Consider the following 23300-nt stretch of genomic DNA (forward strand, 5'->3'; position numbering starts at 1 on the left):
TTATATCCCCCTTTTTTGCTAGCTATATCAACCTATCTGCTTACGCACATTTCTAAACATGCGCATCCAAGGACTATCTTCACGCCACTCGTCAGGATGCCATGAGTTAGCAACCGTTCTAAATACACGTTCTGGATGAGGCATCATAATAGTAACTCGCCCGTCCTTAGAAGTTAACCCCGTTATACCATTAGGTGAACCATTGGGATTGGCTGGATATTGCTCCGTTTGTTTACCGTAATTATCGATAAAACGCAGTGCAATATTACCACTCGCTTCAATGGCAGCTAAATGGTTTGCATCTTTCACCTCGACACGACCTTCACCATGTGAAACCGCAATTGGCATATAAGAGCCGGCCATATCATTTAAAAACAATGAGTTGTTTTTCTGTACTTCCACTAAACTAAATCGCGCCTCAAAACGCTCTGAATTATTGCGCACAAAACGAGGCCATAAATCAGCACCTGGAATCAACTCGTTTAAATTAGATAACATCTGACAACCATTACAAACACCTAAAGCAAAGCTATTTTGACGCTCAAAAAATGTTTGGAATTGATCGCGAGCTTGTGGGTTAAATAGTATTGATTTAGCCCAACCTTCACCCGCGCCTAATACGTCACCGTAAGAAAAACCGCCACAAGCAACGAGGCCTGCAAAATCAGATAATTGCACCTCACCAGATAAGATATCACTCATATGAACATCAACGGCAGAGAAGCCAGCACGATTAAAGGCAGCAGCCATCTCTTGTTGTGAATTAACGCCCTGTTCACGTAAAATTGCCATACGCGGCAAAACGCCAGTTGCAATATAAGGAGCGGCAACATCTTCATTAATATCAAAGGTTAAATTTACACTTAAACCGGGGTCTTGATCGTCACATTTGAGTTCAAACTCTTGTTGAGCACAACTTGGATTATCTCGTAACGCTTGCATTTTCAACGTGGTCTCAGCCCAAATAGCACGGAACTCACTACGAGATGCAACCAAAACATCATCACCGTCACGGGTAAATATAATTTGATCTGTGTCATTTAGTGAGCCGATAACTAAAGAGTTAGATGCTAACCCATGCCCTGCAAGTACGTTTAATACTGCTTCTTTATCTTCCGCACGCACTTGAATAACAGCGCCGAGCTCTTCGTTATATAGCGAAGCAAAATCATCAGTACCTAACTGGTCTAATTTAACCGACACACCACAATGCCCCGCAAAAGCCATTTCAGAGATAGTAGTAAATAAACCACCATCACTACGGTCATGATAAGCGAGTAATTTTTTATCCGCGACTAAGGTTTGCATCGCATTAAAGAAACCTTGCAATTGAGCAGGATTATCAACATCAGGTGTAACATCTCCCAATTGCTTGTAAACTTGTGCTAAAGAAGATCCCCCTAAACGGTTTTTACCACAACCTAAGTCTACAAGAATTAAATCAGTATCACCTTGATCACTACGCAATTGAGGCGTTACCGTGTTGCGAACATCTCTAACAGCCCCAAACGCGGTAATAATAAGTGAAAGAGGGGAAATAACCTCTTTATCTTGACCTTCTTGCTGCCACTTCGTTTTCATGGACATGGAATCTTTTCCAACAGGAATAGTAAGATCCAATTCAGGACATAACTCTTCCCCAACTGCTTTTACAGCTGCATATAAACCAGCATCTTCACCTGGATGACCTGCTGCAGACATCCAGTTAGCAGAGAGTTTAATACGTTTGAAATCGCCAATATCAGAACAGGCGATGTTAGTGATAGATTCACCCACAGCAAGACGTGCAGATGCCGCAAAATTAAGTAACGCGACAGGAGTGCGCTCACCTAATGACATTGACTCACCAAAGTAGGTGTCATAACTAGCGGCTGTAACAGCACAGTTTGCAACTGGTATTTGCCAAGGACCAACCATTTGATCACGAGCAACAAGTCCGGTAACCGTTCTATCCCCAATAGTAATTAGGAATGTTTTTTCAGCAATAGAAGGTAACCGTAGTAAACGCTCCGCGGCATCTTTAATACTTGCCCCTGAAAGGTCTAATGCTTTACCTTGAGCGGTTTGTGATTTCACATCACGATGCATTTTCGGCGCTTTACCTAATAGCACTTCCAAAGGCATATCAATGGGTTTATTATCGAACTGAGGATCATTAAGTGTTAAATGTTTCTCTTCTGTCGCTTCACCAATCACGGCATACATTGCACGTTCACGCTTACAGATTGCTTCAAATACCGCTAAATTTTCAGGTTTGACCGCTAAAACATAACGCTCTTGAGACTCATTACACCAAATTTCATGTGGTGCCATACTTTGCTCATCATTTGGAATGGCACGAAGATCAAAAATACCACCGCGACCACCATCATTAACCAATTCAGGCATTGCGTTAGAAAGACCACCAGCACCAACATCATGAATGAATTGGATTGGGTTATCATCACCCATCTGCCAACAACGATCGATAACTTCCTGACAACGACGTTCCATTTCTGGATTCTCACGTTGTACAGAAGCAAAGTCTAAATCTTCTGAAGAAGCACCTGAATCCATAGAAGAAGCTGCCCCCCCCCCTAAACCGATGTTCATTGCTGGGCCGCCGAGTACAATTAACTTAGCGCCGACCGGAATATCTTTTTTCTCTACATGGCTACGGCGAATATTACCTAATCCACCAGCAAGCATAATAGGTTTATGGTAACCACGAATTTCTAACCCATTATGGCTATCGACTTGCTCTTCGTAAGTTCGGAAATAACCAAGAATATTAGGGCGGCCAAATTCATTATTAAATGCAGCACCACCTAATGGCGCTTCAAGCATAATATCCAAAGCAGAAACAATACGATCGGGTTTACCGAAATCAGTTTCCCAAGGCTGCTCAAAGGTAGGAATACGCAAATTACTTACGCTAAAACCAACCAAACCTGCTTTCGGTTTTGAACCAATTCCCGTTGCACCTTCATCACGAATTTCACCACCAGATCCCGTTGCAGAACCGGGGAATGGAGAAATAGCTGTCGGGTGATTATGTGTTTCCACTTTCATCAGAATATCGATATATTCATGATGGTAACCATATTCACGCTCATCAACACTTGGGAAAAAGCGTCCCGCCTTTTCGCCCATCATAACAGCAGCATTATCTTTGTAAGCAGACAAAACAAATTCACCCATTTTTTCATGGGTATTGCGGATCATTTTAAATAATGATTTAGGCTGCTTAACACCGTCAATCGTCCAATCAGCATTAAAAATTTTGTGACGGCAATGTTCTGAGTTTGCTTGAGCAAACATCATTAATTCGATATCGTTAGGGTTACGACCTAACTTAATAAAATTATCAACCAAATAATCAATTTCATCTTCAGCGAGTGCCAAACCTAAATTAACGTTGGCTATTTCTAGGGCGCTACGCCCATTACCGATAATATCAACGCTACTCATCTGGGCAGGTTCACCGTGAGCAAAAAGTTTTTGTGCATCATCTAGTGAACTAAAAACGACCTCCATCATACGATCATATAGCAAACTTGTCAGAGTGTTATATTGCTCAGCAGAAAGAGAGCAGCTTGTTTCCACATAGTAAGCAATACCACGTTCTAAACGTTTTACTTTAGTTAATCCGCAGTTATGCGCGATGTCGGTTGCTTTTGAAGACCATGGTGAAATGGTACCTGGACGGGGCGTAACAAAGAGTAACGTACCAACTGGATCATGCTCAGCGATTTGTGGTCCGTACTTTAATAGTTTTTGTAATACAACTAACTCTTGGTCATTTAAAGCATCTGCTAACTCTGCAACATGCATATACTCAGCGTATATTTGTGTTACAGGTAAGTTTAATGCCTCACAGTTTTTTAATAACTGATTAACACGAAATGTCGATAAGGCTGGAGCCCCTCGCAAAATTTCCATAAATTATTTCTCTCGTTGGATAAATAAATGAACTTGGGTTACGCCAATCACATAAAAAAAGATATGCCTAATATTCGCAGAGCTATTCCTAAGCAAAACGAACATGAAGTATTTAGCTAATTGATATAATTGGTATTGGGTCGCTATTATAAGCAAAAAGCATTTTTTATTAAATAAAAACCCTCTATAGTCGGGATAATTTAATATAAAACTGAAATATAATCATTTTTTATAGTTTATTCCTTGTATTTTATATGGTCATTACTATGTGTTTAACAAAATTATCAACAGCCAAAAAATACTTAGCAATTAGCGCCTTATTGTTAATGCTATGTGCTTGTAATCCATTATCACCAAAGACTAGTTTACAAAAAGTACAAGCACGCGGCGATATTATAATGGGCACGATGAATGGCTCATTAACCTATAGTTTTGATGGTCAAAACCACAGTGGCTTTGATTATGAATTAGCCAAACAGTTTGCTGAATATCTAAATGTTAGGTTAACAATAAAAGAATACGATACGCTTAATGAGCTGTTTAATGCCTTAGATAATAATAAAATAGATTTTATTGGCTCAAGCTTAACCCTTACCCCTAAACGAGCAAAAAAATACAGGAGTTCTCCGCCCTATTATTATGTTTCTCAAAAACTTGTTTATCGTAATGGCAGTTATCGCCCTCGAGAAGTTGCCGATATAAATGCCCCTGTCGGCGTACTCAAAGATAGCAGTCACGAAGAGACATTAAAGGCACTCATTAAAAAAGGGTATGAGTTACAAATTAATATTTTTGAACATGAAGATCAAGAGACTCTATTAAGGGAAATAGCCAACAAAAAAATCCCCTTTGCCATTGTGGATAGCTATACCTTAGCTCAAAAACAACGTTTCTATCCCGTTCTGACGGAAGCATTTACTATTGCAAAAAAGCAGCCCGTTGCTTGGCTAATTAATCGTAATCAAGATGATACTATTTACTCTGCGATGATTGAGTTTATGGGAAATAAATATAGCGATCAAACCATCGCTAGACTGGAAGAAAAATATTTTGGTCACATCGAAAATTTTGACTTTGTTGATATGCGAACCTTCATTAAACGGATAAAAACAACCCTACCCAAATATGAAGATTTATTTAAAAAATATGCAACATCAGAAGTTGATTGGTTATTACTTGCCGCAGTTAGCTATCAAGAATCACACTGGGATCCAAAGTCAATTTCGCCAACGGGAGTTCGTGGTTTAATGATGCTAACACTGGATACTGCTAACTATGTCGGCATTGATAATAGACTTAATCCAGAACAGAGCATTAAAGGAGGTGCTAAATATTTATCACAACAAATAAATCGTTTGCCAGATAGTATTCCTGAAGATGAAAAAGTGTGGTTTGCTTTAGCTAGTTATAATATTGGCTATGGGCATTTAATGGATGCAAGACGTATTACAAGTATAAAAAAACAGAATCCAAATTCCTGGACTGACGTAAAAGAAAACCTTCCTCTATTACATCAAAAGAAATGGTATACACAAACCCGCTATGGTTATGCTCGTGGTAAAGAAGCACAAAGCTATGTTGATAATATTCGTCAATATCAAAAAACGATAACATGGTATATGGCAGATAAAGAGAAAAAACGCATACAAGCTGAAGCATTAAAAACTGCCCAAGAGCAAGAATTAGCAGAGAAAAAAGCAATTGAAGATGCACAACAAAAAAACTTCGCAGAACAACAAAATTGGCAAACACCATTAAACAAGAAGCAAATATTACTGTATGCCAAACAAGTTAATGAAGAGAGTCAAAAAACCTTACAACAAACTAAAGAAAATAGATTAGCTACCGAGCAAGCATTACAGCTCGCAGAGCAAAATACAGTAACACAACAAGAATATTTAAAAGCGGCACAACAAAAGTTACAGGAAATAAAAAATGCAATACAGCAGACGAATGAAAAAGCATTAGCAGAACAAACAGCTTTACAAGAAGCACAAGAAAAAGCCCTAGCTGATGAACAAAAATTACAATTAGCTAAACAAGAGCTTGAAAACAAACAGCAGCAATTAATAGAAGTAATTGATATCGCTATTGCAGAACAACAACAGCTAAAACAGGCGCAAGAAGCGGCATTAGCTGAAGAATTAAAAGCACAACAGGCGCAACAAGAAACAGCGGCCGAATTAGAAAAAATCCAACAAATGCAGTATGAAGAAAGTGTTAAAACCAATAATAATGATCAGGATATATGATTAGAGTTTAGAAGCAGCCTGTTAATCGCCATTAACTTGCTGTTTCTTTAGTGCTTTTTTTTCTTTTCTGCGGCGCTTAAAAAAAGCACTAAGTTTAGCACCGCAAGCATCAGCAAAAACCCCAGAGGTCACATCAATCTGATGATTTAATTGGTTGTTTTGTACTAAATTAAAAACGGTGCCAGCTGCGCCTGTTTTATAATCCCCAGCACCATAAACAAGACGTTTAATGCGAGCATGAACAAGTGCACCCGCACACATAGGACAAGGTTCTAACGTCACATATAGAGTACAATCAATAAGTCGGTAATTTTCTAGTTTTTTTCCTGCTGCACGTAACGTTAATATCTCAGCATGCGCACAGGCATCGTGTTCATTAATGGATAAATTCCACCCCTCTGCAATGATTGAATTATCTTTAACCAATACAGCCCCGACTGGAATTTCATCAACAAGTTCCGCTTTATCAGCTAAAGATAAAGCATATTGCATCCATTGTTCATCAATAACACGTTGATTATCTTCTTCTGGCTTGGTTTGCTTTAACATTATAAAACCAGTGAATAATATAAATGCGTTAAACTATCGCCATAGACAAGATAAACCCAACCAGCTATGGCAAGGTAAGGACCAAAGGGCATTGGGCGGCTTTGTTTGTCTTTAGAGGCAACAATAGCAGCAATTCCAATCACCGCACGGCACAGGAGGATAATAAAATAATCAATGGCAACGCCTGCCATCCAAACCAAGCCCCCAATGCAGCTAACAATTTAAAATCACCATAACCCATTCCTTCTTTACCGGTTAATAGTTTAAACACCCAATATATAGACCATAAACTTAAATAACCAAAGGCAGCACCAAGTACCGCATCGCTTAAGCTAGCAAAGGTGCCATTTATATTGATTAACAGGGCAAACCATAATAATGGCAGTGTTAATTGATCTGGCAATAACATGGTATCAAAATCAATAAAGGTTAATGCAATCAAGACCCAAGTAAATAACAGAGCAAAAAGTAATGGCCAACCAAAAGGGATCACATAGGCAACACAAAGAGATAAAATGCCCGTTAACAACTCAATACTTGGGTATCTTTTGCTTATTTTACAGGCACAATGTTTACAACGCCCCTTTTGCCACAACCAACTTAATAAAGGAATATTCTCTGCCGAGCCAATTAAATGGTCACATTGTGGACAACGGGAACGAGGAACAACTAAATTAAATGTTTCAGCTTCGACTTTTAAATTGGCATCAGGAAAAAATTCAGCACAATCTCTTTTCCACTCTCTTTCCATCATCACAGGTAAGCGATAAATCACTACATTCAAAAATGAACCAACTAAGACCCCTAGTATGGTGACAAAAGCGTATAGCAGACTCGGCTGTTGCTGCATTAAATTAAGTAATTCTGACATGTTAATTCCTAGCGGGTAAAAAATAATAAATCAAACAACAACGGGAGGACATATCTCATCATCAGAAAAAAAGTAAGCTATTTCACGAGCAGCTGAGGTTGGACTATCAAATCCATGTACAGCATTAAAGCGAGTAGACTCAGCATAATCTGCACGAATAGTGCCTGGTTCTGCCTCTTCTGGATTAGTTTTACCAATCAAGTCTCGATATGCTGTAATGGCATTTTCAGCCTGTAAAACTTGCACCAAAATAGGTCCGGATGTCATAAATTCAACTAAAGGGGCAAAAAACTCCTTTCCTTTATGTTCTGCATAAAATCCTTCTGCTTGCTCTTTGGTCATATGTATCATTTTAACAGCGACAAGTGTTAAATCTGCTTTTTCAAAACGAGATAAAATAATACCAACAAGTTTCTTGCTAACAGCATCGGGTTTAATAATGGATAGGGTTCTTTCTAATGGCATAATACAAACTTAAAATAATGAATTGAACCTATAATATAACCACATCACAGCAACCCATCAATAAGAATATAAACAGATGAAATCTAATATCACATTAAAAAAAACTGCCAAACCTTATCTATGGATTGTTATATTCGTTATATCTCTTATTATGATTTTTAAATTATTACCAAAACCTGCCAGTAGCTTAACTATTTTTAATAATAATAGCGAAATTGAGGCAAGTCAGTGTCCCACATTAACTCCTATTGAATCGAATAAGAAAGCATCTGAATATAAGTTAAAATCCCCCTTTACACTGCTCAACTGGAATATATATAAACAACAGAAATATCAATGGCAGCAAGCATTACAGGAATTAACAATTAAGGCTGACTTTATAACACTACAAGAAGCCAAATCATCACCAACATTACAACAATTCAGCAAAGAGATGAGAATGTTTACTTTGCATAATGCTGCATTTACTTACGGTGGAGAAAGTTTTGGGGTTAATACGCTAAGTAAATACCCAACGACAAGCATCTGTGGCAGTCTCGCAACAGAGCCTTGGATTAAAATACCTAAATCAGGGATAGCCTCCGTTTATCCCATAAATCAAGACTCAGGCTCTCTTTTACTAATCAACTTACATGCTGTTAATTTTACAATCGGTATTTCCAACTTAAAAGAGCAGTTAAAACCATATATTCTAATCATCAAACAACATCAAGGACCAATTATATTTAGTGGTGATTTCAATACATGGAATGATCAACGGTTAACACTTGTTACAAATATATTTGTTGAATTAGGCTTCAAAGAGGTTCTTTTTAGTGAGGATAATCGCAGTACGGTTTTTGGTTATCCTTTAGATCATATCTACTTTCGTGGTTTAAAGGTCATTAATGAAGAGGTTATTAATAGCAATGCATCTGATCACAACCCTATGCGAGTTACTTTTGCTTTTGAATAATAATATAATTTAATCAGGGGAATAAAATTACTGTTTAGATTGGAGCGGTACACGAGACTCGAACTCGTGACCCCGACCTTGGCAAGGTCGTGCTCTACCAACTGAGCTAGTACCGCATCACTACTTTAAGCATTTTACTAATAAATTTGGAGCGGTACACGAGACTCGAACTCGTGACCCCGACCTTGGCAAGGTCGTGCTCTACCAACTGAGCTAGTACCGCATCACTGCTTTAAGCATTTTACTAGTAAATTTGGAGCGGTACACGAGACTCGAACTCGTGACCCCGACCTTGGCAAGGTCGTGCTCTACCAACTGAGCTAGTACCGCATCACATTTACTATCATAAGATATTTACGGGTTGTTGATAACACCTGTTTCTTATGAGCTGCGAATTATAGATATGGAATAAATGAATGCAAGCTTTTTTTACTAAAAGGGCATTCACCATAACACAACCGAACAAATTTTAAGCATATTTATCTTCGTATAAATAATTACATTAATAACTAAAAAAATATTTTTGATAGTGCTGCAGTTCTGAAATGGATTCTTTAATATCTTGTAATGCTAAATGTGTCCCGGTTTTCTTATGTTTAGCCACCATTTCAGGTGCCCAACGACGACCTAACTCTTTAATGGTACTCACATCTATATTGCGATAATGAAAATAAGCTTCTAACTTAGGCATATACGCAACTAAAAAACGACAATCTTGGCCAATACTATTTCCACACAAAGGTGAAGCCCCTTCAGGAACCCACTCTTTTAGAAATGCTAAGGTTGCCTGTTCTGCTTGCTCACAGCTAATTTTGCTTGCCTTAACTCTATCTGTTAACCCCGATTTACCATGATGTTCGGTACACCATTCATCCATTGCATCAAGTACTTGGTCACTTTGATGAATAACTATTTGCGGGCCTTCAGCAAGAATATTTAAATTACTATCAGTGACAATGGTCGCTATTTCGATTACTTTATCTGTCTCAGGATTTAATCCGGTCATTTCCAGATCAATCCATACTAAGTTATCTTTATTCATGCTTATTGTGATCCTTTTCTCTACAAGAGAGCCCTTTTACTTATTTATATGAAAATATAGTATGATATAGCATTAATACAATTAACGATAGTTAAGGGAAACTGTGGCCAAAAAAAAACGACTTAGTCATAATCAAGTCCGCCGAGTACAAAGTAATCAAAATAAACGTTTGAAAAAAGATATCGTTGAACAATGGGATGATTCTCAATTAGGCCCGCAATTACAGGGTGTCGTTATCAGTCGTTTTGGTCAACATGCAGATATTGAAGATGAAAAAGGTAATATTGAACGTTGTAATTTACGCAGAGGTGTAAAATCATTGGTCACTGGTGATCGTGTAGTTTGGCGTGCTGGTAATGAAAGCTTTCATGGTATTAGTGGTGTCGTTGAAGCGGTTCACCCTCGTAAAACTGTTTTAACACGTCCAGATTATTACGATGGCATCAAACCCATTGCCGCTAATATAGACCATATTATTATTGTTAGCTCTGTCGCTCCTGAGTTTTCTCGTAATATTATCGATCGCTATCTCGTTGCCTGTGAAGATATAGGCATCACCCCTATTATCGTTTTAAACAAAAGCGACCTACTCGATCCCGAATCAGCAAAAATAATTGATAAAGAACTGCAAAGTTATCGTGATATAGGCTATCGCGTTATTTATAGTTCAATGCTGGGAGATGGCCTTAGTGAATTAAAAGGAGCAATGAAAGATAAAGTTAATATTTTTGTCGGTCAATCGGGCGTTGGTAAAACATCGTTACTTAATATGCTACTACCAGAAGTGCAAGCATTAACCGGTGAAATATCTGAAAATTCAGGTTTAGGTAAGCATACAACGACTACCGCTCGTTTATATCATTTTGCTGATGGTGGCGATCTAATCGACAGCCCGGGCATTCGAGAATTTTCTTTATGGCACCTCGAACCCGAACGTATTACATCCGGATTTATTGAATTTAGAGAGTACATTGGGACATGTCGCTTTAGAGACTGTAAACATAAAACAGATCCCGGCTGCGCATTGGTTAATGCTGTCGCAGAAGGTAAAATTAATGACGCGCGTTATCAAAGCTTTATACGAATTTTAGAGACTATGGATGATGCTAAAAATGCACGCCATAGAGATCCAAATACCCATCAATAACAAGGCGAGTTAAGCCTAATTTAGTTAGTACATAAAAGAGAATATTATGATTGATCAGCTCAAAATTATTGGCCAATATTTTTTACCAAAACACCTATTATCACGTTTAGTCGGTTTGCTCGCAGCAGCTAAAGCTGGACAGTTAACCACTTTTTTAATAAAGCAATTTATCAAAAAATTTAACATAGATATGAGTGAAGCAAAATACCCCGATCCAGAGTCTTATAAAACCTTTAACGATTTTTTTACCCGCGAATTACGCGAAGGTGTTCGTACCATTAGCGAAGGGGATAATAACTTAATACTCCCTGTTGATGGCTGCGTTAGCCAATTAGGGGATATTAAACTCGGGCGTATATTTCAAGCAAAAGGACATGATTTTAGCTTACGCGAATTATTAGGTGGAAAAGATGAAGTAGCAAAGCCCTTTGATGATGGGTTGTTTTCTACTATTTACTTAGCACCAAAAGACTACCACCGTATTCACATGCCTATTGCTGGTAAATTAGAGCAAATGATTTTTATTCCCGGTGACCTTTTTTCCGTTAATCCTCTTACGGCTGAAAATGTACCTAATTTATTTGCGCGTAATGAACGAGCCGTCGCTATATTTTCAACGGCAATAGGTCCAATGGCCATGGTATTAGTTGGAGCAACCATAGTCGCAAGTATTGAAACCGTTTGGGCAGGAACCTTAAAGTCCAATAGAAAAAAAGAAATTCAATATTGGGATTATCAAGACCAAAACATTCAACTTGATAAGGGTGCTGAATTAGGCCGCTTTAAACTTGGCAGTACCATCGTTGCACTCTTCCCTAAAAATAGTATCTCTTTTGCAGAAGAATTACAGGCCGGTTCAGTCACAAGACTCGGTAACATATTTGCCACTGTAAATGAATCTAAGTAGGTTTTTGCAAATATGACAGACTTGACAGCTGCGCAATATTTAAAAAAAATATTATTAGCCCCCGTTTATGAGGCTGCTATTGAAACGCCTTTGCAACCACTTAAAAAGTTATCTCTCCGTTTTAATAATCAAATATTATTAAAACGTGAGGATTTACAACCAGTACACTCTTTTAAATTGCGCGGAGCCTACAATAAATTAGCTAGTTTGACGGAACAACAAAAGCAATGCGGCGTTATCGCCGCTTCAGCGGGCAACCATGCGCAAGGTGTTGCCCTCTCAGCACAAAAAATGGGACTAAAAGCAACCATTGTAATGCCGAGTACGACACCAGATATCAAAGTTAATTCGGTACGTGCATTAGGGGCAACGGCTGTTTTATTTGGAGATAGTTTTGATGCAGCTAGCGACCATTGTAAAATGCTCGCTAAATTACATAATTATACCCTAATTCATCCCTTTGATGATCCAGATGTTATTGCCGGGCAGGGGACAATAGCGAAAGAGCTACTACAGCAAAATGCCCATTTAGATTATATTTTTGTTCCTGTTGGGGGCGGTGGGCTCGTTGCAGGTATTGCCGTTTATATCAAACAACTATTACCCGATATAAAAATTATTGCCGTTGAACCTGAAGATGCCGCCTGTTTAAAAGTCGCACTAGATCATGGCGGCCCCATCACCCTGAGTCGAGTTGGACTATTCGCAGATGGCGTGGCTGTAAAAACAATTGGCAGTGAAACATTTCGCCTATGCGAGCAATATGTAGATCAAGTGATTACCGTCAATAGTGATGAAATATGTGCCGCTGTAAAAGATATTTTTGAAGATACTCGCGCTATTTCCGAACCCGCAGGCGCTTTATCACTAGCCGGATTAAAAAAATACAGTCAAGTGCATGGCTTAAAAGATCAACGACTAAGTGCAATTTTAAGTGGTGCAAATGTTAATTTTCATGGTTTACGATATGTCTCTGAACGCTGTGAATTAGGCGAACAAAAAGAGAGTATTCTTGCGGTCACCATTCCTGAAAAAAAAGGCGCATTTTTAGCTTTTTGTAATGAACTTGATGGGCGTGCTATTACAGAATTTAACTATCGTTTTAATTCTCGCAAAGAAGCAAATATTTTTGTCGGCATAAGAACACCTTCCGGAAATGATGAGTTGACCATATTGATAAAAAATCTAGCTAATTCTGGATATTCAGTTGCTGATTTAAGTCATGATGAAATGGCTAAACTACATGTTCGCTATATGGTCGGTGGCGCGCCAATTAGTGATTTAAAAGAACGTTTATATAGCTTTGAATTCCCTGAACATCCTAATGCGTTAGTAAAATTCCTTAATATGCTAGGCACTCATGCCAATATCACACTCTTTCATTATCGCAATCATGGTGCTGCCTACGGGCAAGTATTAGCGGGTTTTGAGCTGGACGAAGGGGTTAATACATTTAAAAAACATTTAGATGCACTGGGTTACAATTATAAAGACGAAACGAACAACCAGGCATATCGCTACTTTTTATCACAGCAAGATGTCATTTGAGGTCGAGTTTGATATTTTTTCCTTATAAATTAAAGAATATTTTATTTAGAGTGACCCGACAATTAACTTGGCCGGTTATGCTGCAATTAGTATTAGCACAAGCGGCAATCACATATTTTTTGTTATATATGGCAAAAGAACAGGATTTAATATCCCCTCCATTGCAATTTTTTTATTACAACATGGTCACCATATCGACCGTTGGTTACGGAGATTTTAGTCCGATCACCCCGCTAGGGAAATTTATTGTCTCTGCCTTTCAAATTCCATCAGGGCTAATAATATTTGCAACTTTTATCGGTAAAGTGACTGAGTTATTTATCAATATAGCGAGATCAAACATGAATGGTAATAATGATTTTTATCACCTGAATGAACATATCCTATTATTATCCTGGGATAGCCACTCCACGGAACAAGTTGTTGAACTTATTCTCGGTGATAAAAAAAGAATAAAGCGGCCTATTTTGCTTTGTGTGACCGATGATATGAGTAATCCGTTTCCAGATAGGGATGACATCTTATTTGCTAAACTACGGACTTTTTCTGATAAAACAGAGCTCAATAGAATTGCAATAAGTAAGGCAAAAAAAATTATTATAGATGGTAAAAGCGATGATGAAACATTATCTATCGCGCTTAGCGTTTCACCATATATCAATAAAGAGGTAAATATAACAGCCCATTTTTTTGATAAAAACAAAGCCGAGTTGCTCAAACTACATTGCCCAAATATAGAATGTAGTATCGACAATAGCGCACAAATAATGGTAAGAAGTATGCAAGATCCAGGCTCGAGTAGAGTTGCAGAGCAGCTACTTTCAACATTACAAGGGGCAACCCTGTTTAGCTTCCAAGTACCTAACATTAGAGAATCTATTACTTTTGGGGAACTATTTAATCAATTTAAAAATAAATATGAGATGATACTGATAGCTACAAGTCCATTTAAAAATGGTGATAATCTTGACCTAAATCCTGATAAAAACACCCTTATAAAGAGTGGCAGTTATTTATTTTACATTGCCAATGAGAGAATCAATCAAGAGCAAATTGACTGGGATTAATGTATTTCATATATAAAAGGGGTTATTTGATTACAAATAACCCCTATTCTATTTACTGTTAATCTTCGACTCTAACACCCCATACATCATGCTCATCAGCGTGAATGATTTGCACCCAAATTTGATCTCCTGGCTGTACATTAAATTCATCAGTTAAATAAACTTTACCATCAACTTCAGGAGCATCCATATAGGAGCGACCAACCGCACCTTCACTATTAACTTCATCAATTAAAACCAAATATTCTTGGCCGATACGAGCTTGTAATTTCTGCGCACTAATATCTGCTTGTAGCGCCATAAAACGTTGTAAACGATCTTCCATTACGTCATCAGGCACATGATCAGGTAACTCGTTGGCTGTAGCACCTTCAACGGGAGAATATTTAAAGCAGCCAACACGATCCAATTGAGCTTCTTCTAAGAATGCTAACAATTCCTCGAATTCTTCTTCAGTTTCGCCAGGAAAACCTACGATAAAAGTAGAACGAATCACTAGCTCAGGACAAATTGCACGCCACTTAGCAATACGCTCGAGGACGCGATCAGAGCTACCAGGACGCTTCATCAATTTCAAAATACGTTTATTTGCATGCTGAAAAGGAATGTCTAGGTAAGGCAAAATTCTACCGTCAGCCATTAATGGTATAATGTCATCAACATGTGGGTAAGGGTAAACATAGTGCAAACGGATCCAAACCCCCTGTTTTGCTAATTCCTCGCACAGCTGTTGCATAGCAGTTTTAACAGGTACACCATCCCAAAAAGCCGTTTTATGTTTAACATCTACACCATAAGCAGATGTGTCTTGAGAAATAACTAAAACTTCCTTAACGCCCGCTTTAACTAAACGTTGCGCTTCACCTAACACATCACCAACAGGTCGAGATTCTAAGTCACCACGCATCGATGGGATAATACAGAAAGTACAACGATGGTTACATCCCTCAGATATTTTTAAGTAGGCATAGTGTTTAGGTGTCAACTTCACCCCCTGAGGTGGTACCAAATCAATAAAGGGGTTATGCGAGGGTTTAGCTAAATGTTTATGAACTTGCGTTAACACTTCATCATAGGCATGTGGTCCCGTTACGGCTAAAACATTTGGATGAAGCTCTATAATTTCATCTTTTTTAGCCCCTAAACAGCCCGTAACCAACACTTTACCATTTTCCGCTAACGCTTCACCAATAGTATCTAAAGACTCTTGTACAGCGCTGTCAATAAAACCACAGGTATTAACAATAACCATATCTGCATCAGCATAAGTAGGCACAACATCATAACCTTCAATACGCAATTGTGTAAGAATGCGTTCGGAATCTACCAAGTTTTTCGGGCAACCAAGACTAACAAAGCCGATACGTGACCCTGAAGATGGCGTCATCACACTCTGTTCTTTAAGTATCTTCGCAGGAGTTGCCAAAGTAGTCGTTTGTTGGGATCGAACTGTTCAACGCTCATATGTGCCTTTATTTTTTATGCTGTTAAGTATATTAATTGTACGCATTATATAGAAAAGTTTAATAGGGGGGAAATATCAATATTGCTATATTACTTAAATGAAAAAAGCCCACCCTACTATGCAGAATGGGGTTTATTGTAATTATGCGCTTGGCGATGGAAAGGGCTCGCAGCGCTCACCCGCTCGTGACACATCGCTGTCGCGATACTCGCCCTACTCTCGAGCAGGTCATCCTCGTCAGTACCCTAAAAAGAAAAAATCCCTGCTGACATCGTCAACAGGGATTTTTCGTTTATTAGGCGCTTGGCGATGACCTACTCTCACATGGGGAGACCCCACACTACCATCGGCGCAGCTGCGTTTCACTTCTGAGTTCGGAATGGGATCAGGTGGGACCACAGCGCTATGTTCGCCAAGCTAAAAAGTTAATTAGAAAAGCTGTCTATTATTCTTTAATCTTGCAAGTTGTAAAATATGTTGTCGCAAACGTACTTTTTCTTGGTTACATCAACACGTCTTAGGTGTTGTATGGTTAAGCCTCACGGGTAATTAGTACAAGTTAGCTCAATACGTTACCGCACTTACACACCTTGCCTATCAACGTTGTAGTCTCCAACGGCCCTTCAGGGGACTTAAAGTCCCAGTGAGAACTCATCTTGAGGCTCGCTTCCCGCTTAGATGCTTTCAGCGGTTATCGATTCCGAACGTAGCTACTGGGCAATGCCATTGGCATGACAACCCAAACACCAGCGGTTCGTCCACTCCGGTCCTCTCGTACTAGGAGCAGCTCCTCTCAATTCTCAAACGCCCACGGCAGATAGGGACCGAACTGTCTCACGACGTTCTAAACCCAGCTCGCGTACCACTTTAAATGGCGAACAGCCATACCCTTGGGACCGACTTCAGCCCCAGGATGTGATGAGCCGACATCGAGGTGCCAAACACCGCCGTCGATATGAACTCTTGGGCGGTATCAGCCTGTTATCCCCGGAGTACCTTTTATCCGTTGAGCGATGGCCCTTCCATTCAGAACCACCGGATCACTATGACCTACTTTCGTACCTGCTCGACGTGTCTGTCTCGCAGTTAAGCTGGCTTATACCATTGTACTAACCTCACGATGTCCGACCGTGATTAGCCAACCTTCGTACTCCTCCGTTACTCTTTGGGAGGAGACCGCCCCAGTCAAACTACCCACCAAACAATGTCCCAAACCCCGATTCAGGGGCCATGGTTAGAACTCAAAACATACAAGGGTGGTATTTCAAGGTCGGCTCCACGTCATCTGGCGACAACGCTTCATAGCCTCCCACCTATCCTACACATGTAGGCTCTAAGTTCACTGCTAAGCTGTAGTAAAGGTTCACGGGGTCTTTCCGTCTAGCCGCGGGTACACTGCATCTTCACAGCGATTTCAACTTCACTGAGTCTCGGGTGGAGACAGCATGGCCATCATTACGCCATTCGTGCAGGTCGGAACTTACCCGACAAGGAATTTCGCTACCTTAGGACCGTTATAGTTACGGCCGCCGTTTACCGGGGCTTCGATCAAGAGCTTCGACCTAAGTCTAACCCCATCAATTAACCTTCCGGCACCGGGCAGGCGTCACACCGTATACGTCATCTTGCGATTTAGCACAGTGCTGTGTTTTTAATAAACAGTTGCAGCCATCTGGTATCTTCGGCCGCCAATAGCTCCATCCGCAAGGGACTTCACCGTCAGCGGCGTACCTTCTCCCGAAGTTACGGTACCATTTTGCCTAGTTCCTTCACCCGAGTTCTCTCAAGCGCCTTGGTATTCTCTACCTGACCACCTGTGTCGGTTTGGGGTACAATCCTTATATTTCTGAAGCTTAGAGACTTTTCCTGGAAGCATGGCATCAATGACTTCATCACCTTAGTGACTCGACATCGTATCTCAGTGTTAAGAAAACCCGGATTTACCTAAGTCTTCCACCTACATACTTAAACCTGGACAACCATCGCCAGGCCCACCTAGCCTTCTCCGTCCTCCCATCGCAAAATATAAGGGTACGGGAATATTAACCCGTTTCCCATCGACTACGCCTTTCGGCCTCGCCTTAGGGGTCGACTCACCCTGCCCCGATTAACGTTGGACAGGAACCCTTGGTCTTCCGGCGGGGAGGTTTTTCACCCCCCTTATCGTTACTCATGTCAACATTCGCACTTCTGATACCTCCAGGATGCCTTACAGCTTTCCCTTCGACGGCTTACAGAACGCTCCTCTACCATGCCTATAAATAAGCATCCGCAGCTTCGGTGATATGTTTAGCCCCGTTAAATCTTCCGCGCAGGCCGACTCGACTAGTGAGCTATTACGCTTTCTTTAAAAGATGGCTGCTTCTAAGCCAACTTCCTAGCTGTCTAAGCCTTCCCACATCGTTTCCCACTTAACATATACTTTGGGACCTTAGCTGGCGGTCTGGGTTGTTTCCCTTTCCACGACGGACGTTAGCACCCGCCGTGTGTCTCCCGTGATTGCACTTGTTGGTATTCGGAGTTTGCATGGGGTTGGTAAGTCGGGATGACCCCCTAGCCCAAACAGTGCTCTACCCCCAACAGTGATACACGAGGCGCTACCTAAATAGCTTTCGAGGAGAACCAGCTATCTCTTGGTTTGATTGGCCTTTCACCCCCAGCCACAAGTCATCCCCTAATTTTTCAACATTAGTGGGTTCGGTCCTCCAGTTGATGTTACTCAACCTTCAACCTGCTCATGGCTAAATCACCAAGTTTCGGGTCTAATCCCAGCAACTATTCGCCCAGTTAAGACTCGGTTTCCCTACGGCTCCCCTATACGGTTAACCTTGCTACTGAAATTAAGTCGTTGACCCATTATACAAAAGGTACGCAGTCACCGAACTAAGTCGGCTCCTACTGCTTGTACGTACACGGTTTCAGGTTCTATTTCACTCCCCTCACAGGGGTTCTTTTCGCCTTTCCCTCACGGTACTGGTTCACTATCGGTCAATTAGGAGTATTTAGCCTTGGAGGATGGTCCCCCCATATTCAAACAGGATTTCTCGTGTCCCGTCTTACTCGTTTTCACTGCAAAGAAGTTGTCATATACGGGACTATCACCCTGTATCGTCGGACTTTCCAGACCATTCTACTAACTTCTAAACAGCTTAAGGGCTGTTCCAATTTCGCTCGCCGCTACTTTCGGAATCTCGGTTGATTTCTTTTCCTAAGGGTACTTAGATGTTTCAGTTCCCCTCGTTCGCTTCGTTAAGCTATGTATTCACTTAACGATGACACTAAGTGCCGGGTTGCCCCATTCGGAAATTCCAGGATATAACGCTTGTTATCAACTCCCCTGGACTTATCGCAGATTACCACGTCCTTCATCGCCTCTAATTGCCTAGGCATCCACCGTGCACGCTTATTCACTTAACCATACAACACCTAAAAAGTGTCACGCAGTGACGCGTTTTAGGTATTGTTCCCAACAAGAGATTGACGTCTTTTTGTCAATGTCTGAGTGGGCAACACCATTTGGCATCACTACTTAATACTGATTTTTGTTTTGTATGTCGTTTCCAAGACGCTTGCGATTTCTCATATTTTACAATACAAAAAACAACATTCGTTTTTCGTGCACCTATCAATCATATGATTGAGTAGATACGTACTGTTCACATTTCACTACGTGAAAAATGAACTTTTTATTTTTGCTTGATTACAATGATTAATAAATTAATCATTGAGAACAATTTCGTTTCGTTTAAACATATTGATATCTATATCGATACGTTCAAACAGAACTTTATCAGCTTTCCTAATTGTTAAAGAGCAAACTTTTTCGTAAAAAAAAGCTTAAGATAAATTATCTAACTTATCTTAAGCCTCTCCCTTAAAAGAGGTTCATGTTGGTACACTTACTAATGTAAGTGGTGGAAAGCGGGAATGAACCGCTGACCTCCTGCGTGCAAGGCAGGCGCTCTCCCAGCTGAGCTATAGCCCCAACATGGTTTGTATAAACAGATTGTTCACAATTTCAAGTAAACTTACAAGAAATTGGTGGGTCTGGGCAGATTTGAACTGTTACCTCACCCTTATCAGGGGTGCGCTCTAACCAACTGAGCTACAGACCCAATAACGGCCTGTCATACGTCTTTATCATTCTAATCAAACAATCTGTGTGAACACTCATTATTGTGAATTTCTTTACGTAAGGAGGTGATCCAGCCCCAGGTTCCCCTAGGGCTACCTTGTTACGACTTCACCCCAGTCATGAACCACACCGTGGTCATCGCCATCCCGAAGGTTAAGCTAATGACTTCTGGTGCAGCCCACTCCCATGGTGTGACGGGCGGTGTGTACAAGGCCCGGGAACGTATTCACCGTGGCATTCTGATCCACGATTACTAGCGATTCCAACTTCACGGAGTCGAGTTGCAGACTCCGATCCGGACTACGACAAACTTTATGAGATTCGCATACCCTCGCAGGTTAGCAACCCTTTGTATTTGCCATTGTAGCACGTGTGTAGCCCATCCCGTAAGGGCCATGATGACTTGACGTCGTCCCCACCTTCCTCCGGTTTATCACCGGCAGTCTCCCTAGAGTTCCCGGCATGACCCGCTGGCAAATAAGGATAGGGGTTGCGCTCGTTGCGGGACTTAACCCAACATTTCACAACACGAGCTGACGACAGCCATGCAGCACCTGTCTCAGAGCTCCCGAAGGCACTCATCAATCTCTTGGTGATTCTCTGGATGTCAAGGGATGGTAAGGTTCTTCGCGTTGCATCGAATTAAACCACATGCTCCACCGCTTGTGCGGGCCCCCGTCAATTCATTTGAGTTTTAACCTTGCGGCCGTACTCCCCAGGCGGTCTATTTAATGCGTTAGCTTTGAAACCCACGGCATATAGCCACAAACTTCTAATAGACATCGTTTACTGCGTGGACTACCGGGGTATCTAATCCCGTTTGCTCCCCACGCCTTCGCGCCTCAGTGTCAGTCTCTGTCCAGGTGGCCGCCTTCGCCACTGGTATTCCTTCAGATCTCTACGCATTTCACCGCTACACCTGAAATTCTACCACCCTCTACAAAACTCTAGTTAACCAGTTTCAAATGCAGTTCCAAGGTTGAGCCCTGGGCTTTCACATCTGACTTAATTAACCACCTACGCGCGCTTTACGCCCAGTAATTCCGATTAACGCTCGCACCCTCCGTATTACCGCGGCTGCTGGCACGGAGTTAGCCGCTTCTTCTGCGAGTAACGTCACAGATACAGGGTATTAGCCTGCACCCTTTCCTCCTCGCTGAAAGTGCTTTACAACCCGAAAGCCTTCTTCACACACGCGGCATGGCTGCATCAGGGTTTCCCCCATTGTGCAATATTCCCCACTGCTGCCTCCCGTAGGAGTCTGGACCGTGTCTCAGTTCCAGTGTGGCTGGTCATCCTCTAAGACCAGCTAGGGATCGTCGCCTTGGTAGGCCTTTACCCTACCAACTAGCTAATCCCACTTGGGCTCATCTTGTCGCGATAGCTTATAAATAGAGGCCACCTTTGGTCAAAAGACATTATGCGGTATTAGCAGTCGTTTCCAACTGTTGTCCCCCACAACAAGGTAAATTCCCAAGCATTACTCACCCGTCCGCCACTCGTCAGCAAAATAGCAAGCTATTCTCTGTTACCGTTCGACTTGCATGTGTTAAGCCTGCCGCCAGCGTTCAATCTGAGCCATGATCAAACTCTTCAATTTAAAGTTTAATTTGTATCTTTCGATACGACTCAATATTACTGACTAAAACTAAAGAACTTACGTTCTTTTTGTTATTCTGAATTAACCACCAAATATAAATATTTGGCCTGTTAATCATTGAAAGATAAATCTTTCAATGTAAATGAATTAATTCGTGTGTCACTTCTATTGATGTTACCTAAACAAGTTAGGTGTAACTTTCTGCAAGCAGAAGCGTTACTTTTTGATTATTTGAAATCACATCAACAATAAGTGCCCACACAGATTGTTTGATTAAATTGTTAAAGAGCGCGCCTTGCGGCGAGGTGCGTATATTACGCGCCTTTCGAACAATGTCAACGTCTTATTTTACATTTCTTACGAAGCGATAAATGCGTTTCTTTTATTCTCAAACCAGCGGCTAACTTGCGTTACGCCCCGTGTCTGTGGATGCGCATTATAGGGATTAGATCACATTGGCAAGCGTTTATTAAAAGATTATTCAAAACAAACAATCGTTTGTAGAATTACTAATCAAAATGCTGGTTTGTTCGCCATTTTTATTCATCCATAGCTCTTGTTTGCTAATTTTGTCGATTTGTTTTATCTATATCCATACGACATCATTATGCAAACTCTGCAATAAAAGCATATTGAGGTAATATGGGGATAGTTTACATCACAAATATTAATGGACATATATAATGAAGAATATACAAATTTTGGTTGGTAGTACTTTAGGTGGTACTGAATATGTTGCAGAAGCAACTCAACCACTACTTGAAGAAGCAGGCTTTGATAGTGAAATTCAGTTTGATCCAGATTTAAATACCCTATCTTTATCTGAAGATGAAGTTTGGTTAATTTGCTTATCTACCCATGGTGCAGGAGACTATCCCGAAAACTTCAAGGCATTTGTAGAACAACTACAAAGTGTCAATTCTGCATTAACAGACGTATGCTACGGTATTATCGGTGTTGGTGATTCTAATTATGATACTTTTTGTGAAGCCGCAAAAAACTTAGATTATATACTTGAAGAAATGGGCGCAACGCGTATAGGCGATCGTCTAGAAATTGATGTTGTTACACACCCTATTCCAGAAGATCGCGCAGTTGAATGGATCCCAAGTTGGATTGAAGATCTTAATTATTCACAATTATGATCATATTTAACTTACCCACAGGTAGCTGTGCATAGTTCATTTATAACTTATGAATTATTCTTGTTTAATTTATGCATAAATATGTGGACTATTTTAAGTGTGTATAAAGACCATTTTTATCCCTGATATAGACTCAGAAAGATCTCTTTTTACACACATTTAAAGATCCACTGTAAGATCCTGATCTTTATAATTTAAACGACTTTTTACACAGAAATTCATTTACTTAAT

The 23300-nt window shown here is 40.4% G+C and carries 12 protein-coding genes, 4 tRNA genes, 3 rRNA genes and 1 pseudogene; 7 read left to right on the forward strand and 13 right to left on the reverse strand.

All coding sequences use genetic code 11. From position 1 onward, the window contains the following. Positions 1–27: 27 nt before the first annotated feature. Complete coding sequence (purL, locus tag AB1A03_RS01760; RefSeq protein ID WP_354622868.1) at positions 28–3921, reverse strand: phosphoribosylformylglycinamidine synthase; 3894 nt, start codon at positions 3919–3921, stop codon at positions 28–30. A 266-nt stretch (positions 3922–4187) separates the two neighbouring features. On the opposite strand from purL, the gene mltF reads away from it, so the two are divergent. Continuing rightward, the gene (mltF, locus tag AB1A03_RS01765) at positions 4188–6173 is read left to right on the forward strand and encodes a membrane-bound lytic murein transglycosylase MltF (protein ID WP_354622869.1); all 1986 of its coding nucleotides are present in this window, start codon (positions 4188–4190) and stop codon (positions 6171–6173) included. A 21-nt stretch (positions 6174–6194) separates the two neighbouring features. Here mltF and tadA read toward each other — a convergent pair whose 3' ends face one another. The 3 genes and pseudogenes from tadA to ndk all read right to left on the reverse strand — a co-directional run bounded on the left by tadA (position 6195) and on the right by ndk (position 8058). After that, on the reverse strand, positions 6195–6722 hold the full coding sequence (gene tadA, locus AB1A03_RS01770) for a tRNA adenosine(34) deaminase TadA (RefSeq protein ID WP_354622870.1): 528 nt from the start codon (positions 6720–6722) through the stop codon (positions 6195–6197). Then, positions 6722–7593 (reverse strand): annotated as a pseudogene (locus tag AB1A03_RS01775) (prepilin peptidase). The gene tadA and the pseudogene AB1A03_RS01775 overlap by 1 nt, the downstream one beginning before the upstream one ends. Positions 7594–7623: 30 nt before the next feature. Then, positions 7624–8058 carry a nucleoside-diphosphate kinase gene (gene ndk, locus AB1A03_RS01780; protein ID WP_354622872.1) on the reverse strand — a complete coding sequence of 145 codons (435 nt, stop codon included), beginning with the start codon at positions 8056–8058 and terminating at the stop codon, positions 7624–7626. A gap of 76 nt (positions 8059–8134) precedes the next feature. Between ndk and AB1A03_RS01785 the strand changes: the two genes are divergently transcribed. Next, positions 8135–9013, forward strand: coding sequence for an endonuclease/exonuclease/phosphatase family protein (locus tag AB1A03_RS01785; RefSeq protein ID WP_354622873.1), 879 nt, complete (start codon positions 8135–8137; stop codon positions 9011–9013). A gap of 40 nt (positions 9014–9053) precedes the next feature. On the opposite strand, the gene AB1A03_RS01790 is transcribed toward AB1A03_RS01785, so the two are convergent. The 4 genes from AB1A03_RS01790 to orn form a co-directional block, all read right to left on the reverse strand. Further along, positions 9054–9129, reverse strand: a tRNA-Gly gene (locus AB1A03_RS01790). A gap of 31 nt (positions 9130–9160) precedes the next feature. After that, positions 9161–9236: transfer RNA gene (locus AB1A03_RS01795), tRNA-Gly, on the reverse strand. Positions 9237–9267: 31 nt separating this feature from the next. Then, positions 9268–9343: transfer RNA gene (locus AB1A03_RS01800), tRNA-Gly, on the reverse strand. 172 nt (positions 9344–9515) lie between these two features. Next, positions 9516–10055: an oligoribonuclease gene (gene orn / locus AB1A03_RS01805; RefSeq protein ID WP_354622875.1), complete on the reverse strand. Its 540-nt coding sequence runs from the start codon at positions 10053–10055 to the stop codon at positions 9516–9518. 103 nt (positions 10056–10158) lie between these two features. Between orn and rsgA the strand changes: the two genes are divergently transcribed. The 4 genes from rsgA (at position 10159) to AB1A03_RS01825 (ending at position 14724) form a co-directional block, all read left to right on the forward strand. Further along, the gene (gene rsgA / locus AB1A03_RS01810) at positions 10159–11202 is read left to right on the forward strand and encodes a small ribosomal subunit biogenesis GTPase RsgA (protein ID WP_354622876.1); all 1044 of its coding nucleotides are present in this window, start codon (positions 10159–10161) and stop codon (positions 11200–11202) included. 46 nt (positions 11203–11248) lie between these two features. Then, positions 11249–12109 carry an archaetidylserine decarboxylase gene (gene asd, locus AB1A03_RS01815; protein WP_354622877.1) on the forward strand — a complete coding sequence of 287 codons (861 nt, stop codon included), beginning with the start codon at positions 11249–11251 and terminating at the stop codon, positions 12107–12109. Between the two features lie 12 nt (positions 12110–12121). Continuing rightward, positions 12122–13657 carry a threonine ammonia-lyase, biosynthetic gene (gene ilvA / locus AB1A03_RS01820; RefSeq protein ID WP_354622878.1) on the forward strand — a complete coding sequence of 512 codons (1536 nt, stop codon included), beginning with the start codon at positions 12122–12124 and terminating at the stop codon, positions 13655–13657. Positions 13658–13734: 77 nt separating this feature from the next. After that, on the forward strand, positions 13735–14724 hold the full coding sequence (locus AB1A03_RS01825; protein WP_354622879.1) for a potassium channel family protein: 990 nt from the start codon (positions 13735–13737) through the stop codon (positions 14722–14724). Positions 14725–14782: 58 nt separating this feature from the next. On the opposite strand, the gene rimO is transcribed toward AB1A03_RS01825, so the two are convergent. The 5 genes from rimO to AB1A03_RS01850 all read right to left on the reverse strand — a co-directional run bounded on the left by rimO (position 14783) and on the right by AB1A03_RS01850 (position 21924). Continuing rightward, a complete protein-coding gene (rimO, locus tag AB1A03_RS01830) occupies positions 14783–16111 on the reverse strand; it encodes a 30S ribosomal protein S12 methylthiotransferase RimO (RefSeq protein WP_502945918.1) in 1329 nt (442 codons plus the stop codon). 379 nt (positions 16112–16490) lie between these two features. After that, positions 16491–16606, reverse strand: a 5S ribosomal RNA gene (gene rrf, locus AB1A03_RS01835). Between the two features lie 111 nt (positions 16607–16717). After that, positions 16718–19606: ribosomal RNA gene (locus AB1A03_RS01840) — 23S ribosomal RNA — on the reverse strand. A gap of 622 nt (positions 19607–20228) precedes the next feature. Beyond that, a tRNA-Ile gene (locus tag AB1A03_RS01845) sits at positions 20229–20304 on the reverse strand. A gap of 78 nt (positions 20305–20382) precedes the next feature. Next, positions 20383–21924 (reverse strand): 16S ribosomal RNA (locus tag AB1A03_RS01850). The 16S, 23S and 5S rRNA genes sit together here with 1 tRNA gene alongside, the layout of an rRNA operon. A 683-nt stretch (positions 21925–22607) precedes the next feature. Here AB1A03_RS01850 and mioC point away from each other — a divergent pair. Continuing rightward, positions 22608–23069 carry an FMN-binding protein MioC gene (mioC, locus tag AB1A03_RS01855; protein ID WP_354622880.1) on the forward strand — a complete coding sequence of 154 codons (462 nt, stop codon included), beginning with the start codon at positions 22608–22610 and terminating at the stop codon, positions 23067–23069. Positions 23070–23300: the final 231 nt, after the last annotated feature.

Origin of the sequence: Psychromonas sp. MME2 (assembly GCF_040566515.1) — a bacterium.
Taxonomy (GTDB): Bacteria; Pseudomonadota; Gammaproteobacteria; order Enterobacterales; family Psychromonadaceae; genus Psychromonas.

Excerpts from the sequence above, each read along its gene's own strand:
- purL (WP_354622868.1), bottom strand. The coding sequence starts at position 3,921 with ATGGAAATTTTGCGAGGGGCTCCAGCCTTATCGACATTTCGTGTTAAT.
- mltF (WP_354622869.1), top strand. The coding sequence starts at position 4,188 with ATGTGTTTAACAAAATTATCAACAGCCAAAAAATACTTAGCAATTAGC.
- tadA (WP_354622870.1), bottom strand. The coding sequence starts at position 6,722 with ATGTTAAAGCAAACCAAGCCAGAAGAAGATAATCAACGTGTTATTGAT.
- ndk (WP_354622872.1), bottom strand. The coding sequence starts at position 8,058 with ATGCCATTAGAAAGAACCCTATCCATTATTAAACCCGATGCTGTTAGC.
- AB1A03_RS01785 (WP_354622873.1), top strand. The coding sequence starts at position 8,135 with ATGAAATCTAATATCACATTAAAAAAAACTGCCAAACCTTATCTATGG.
- orn (WP_354622875.1), bottom strand. The coding sequence starts at position 10,055 with ATGAATAAAGATAACTTAGTATGGATTGATCTGGAAATGACCGGATTA.
- asd (WP_354622877.1), top strand. The coding sequence starts at position 11,249 with ATGATTGATCAGCTCAAAATTATTGGCCAATATTTTTTACCAAAACAC.
- ilvA (WP_354622878.1), top strand. The coding sequence starts at position 12,122 with ATGACAGACTTGACAGCTGCGCAATATTTAAAAAAAATATTATTAGCC.
- AB1A03_RS01825 (WP_354622879.1), top strand. The coding sequence starts at position 13,735 with ATGCTGCAATTAGTATTAGCACAAGCGGCAATCACATATTTTTTGTTA.
- rimO (WP_502945918.1), bottom strand. The coding sequence starts at position 16,111 with ATGACGCCATCTTCAGGGTCACGTATCGGCTTTGTTAGTCTTGGTTGC.
- mioC (WP_354622880.1), top strand. The coding sequence starts at position 22,608 with ATGAAGAATATACAAATTTTGGTTGGTAGTACTTTAGGTGGTACTGAA.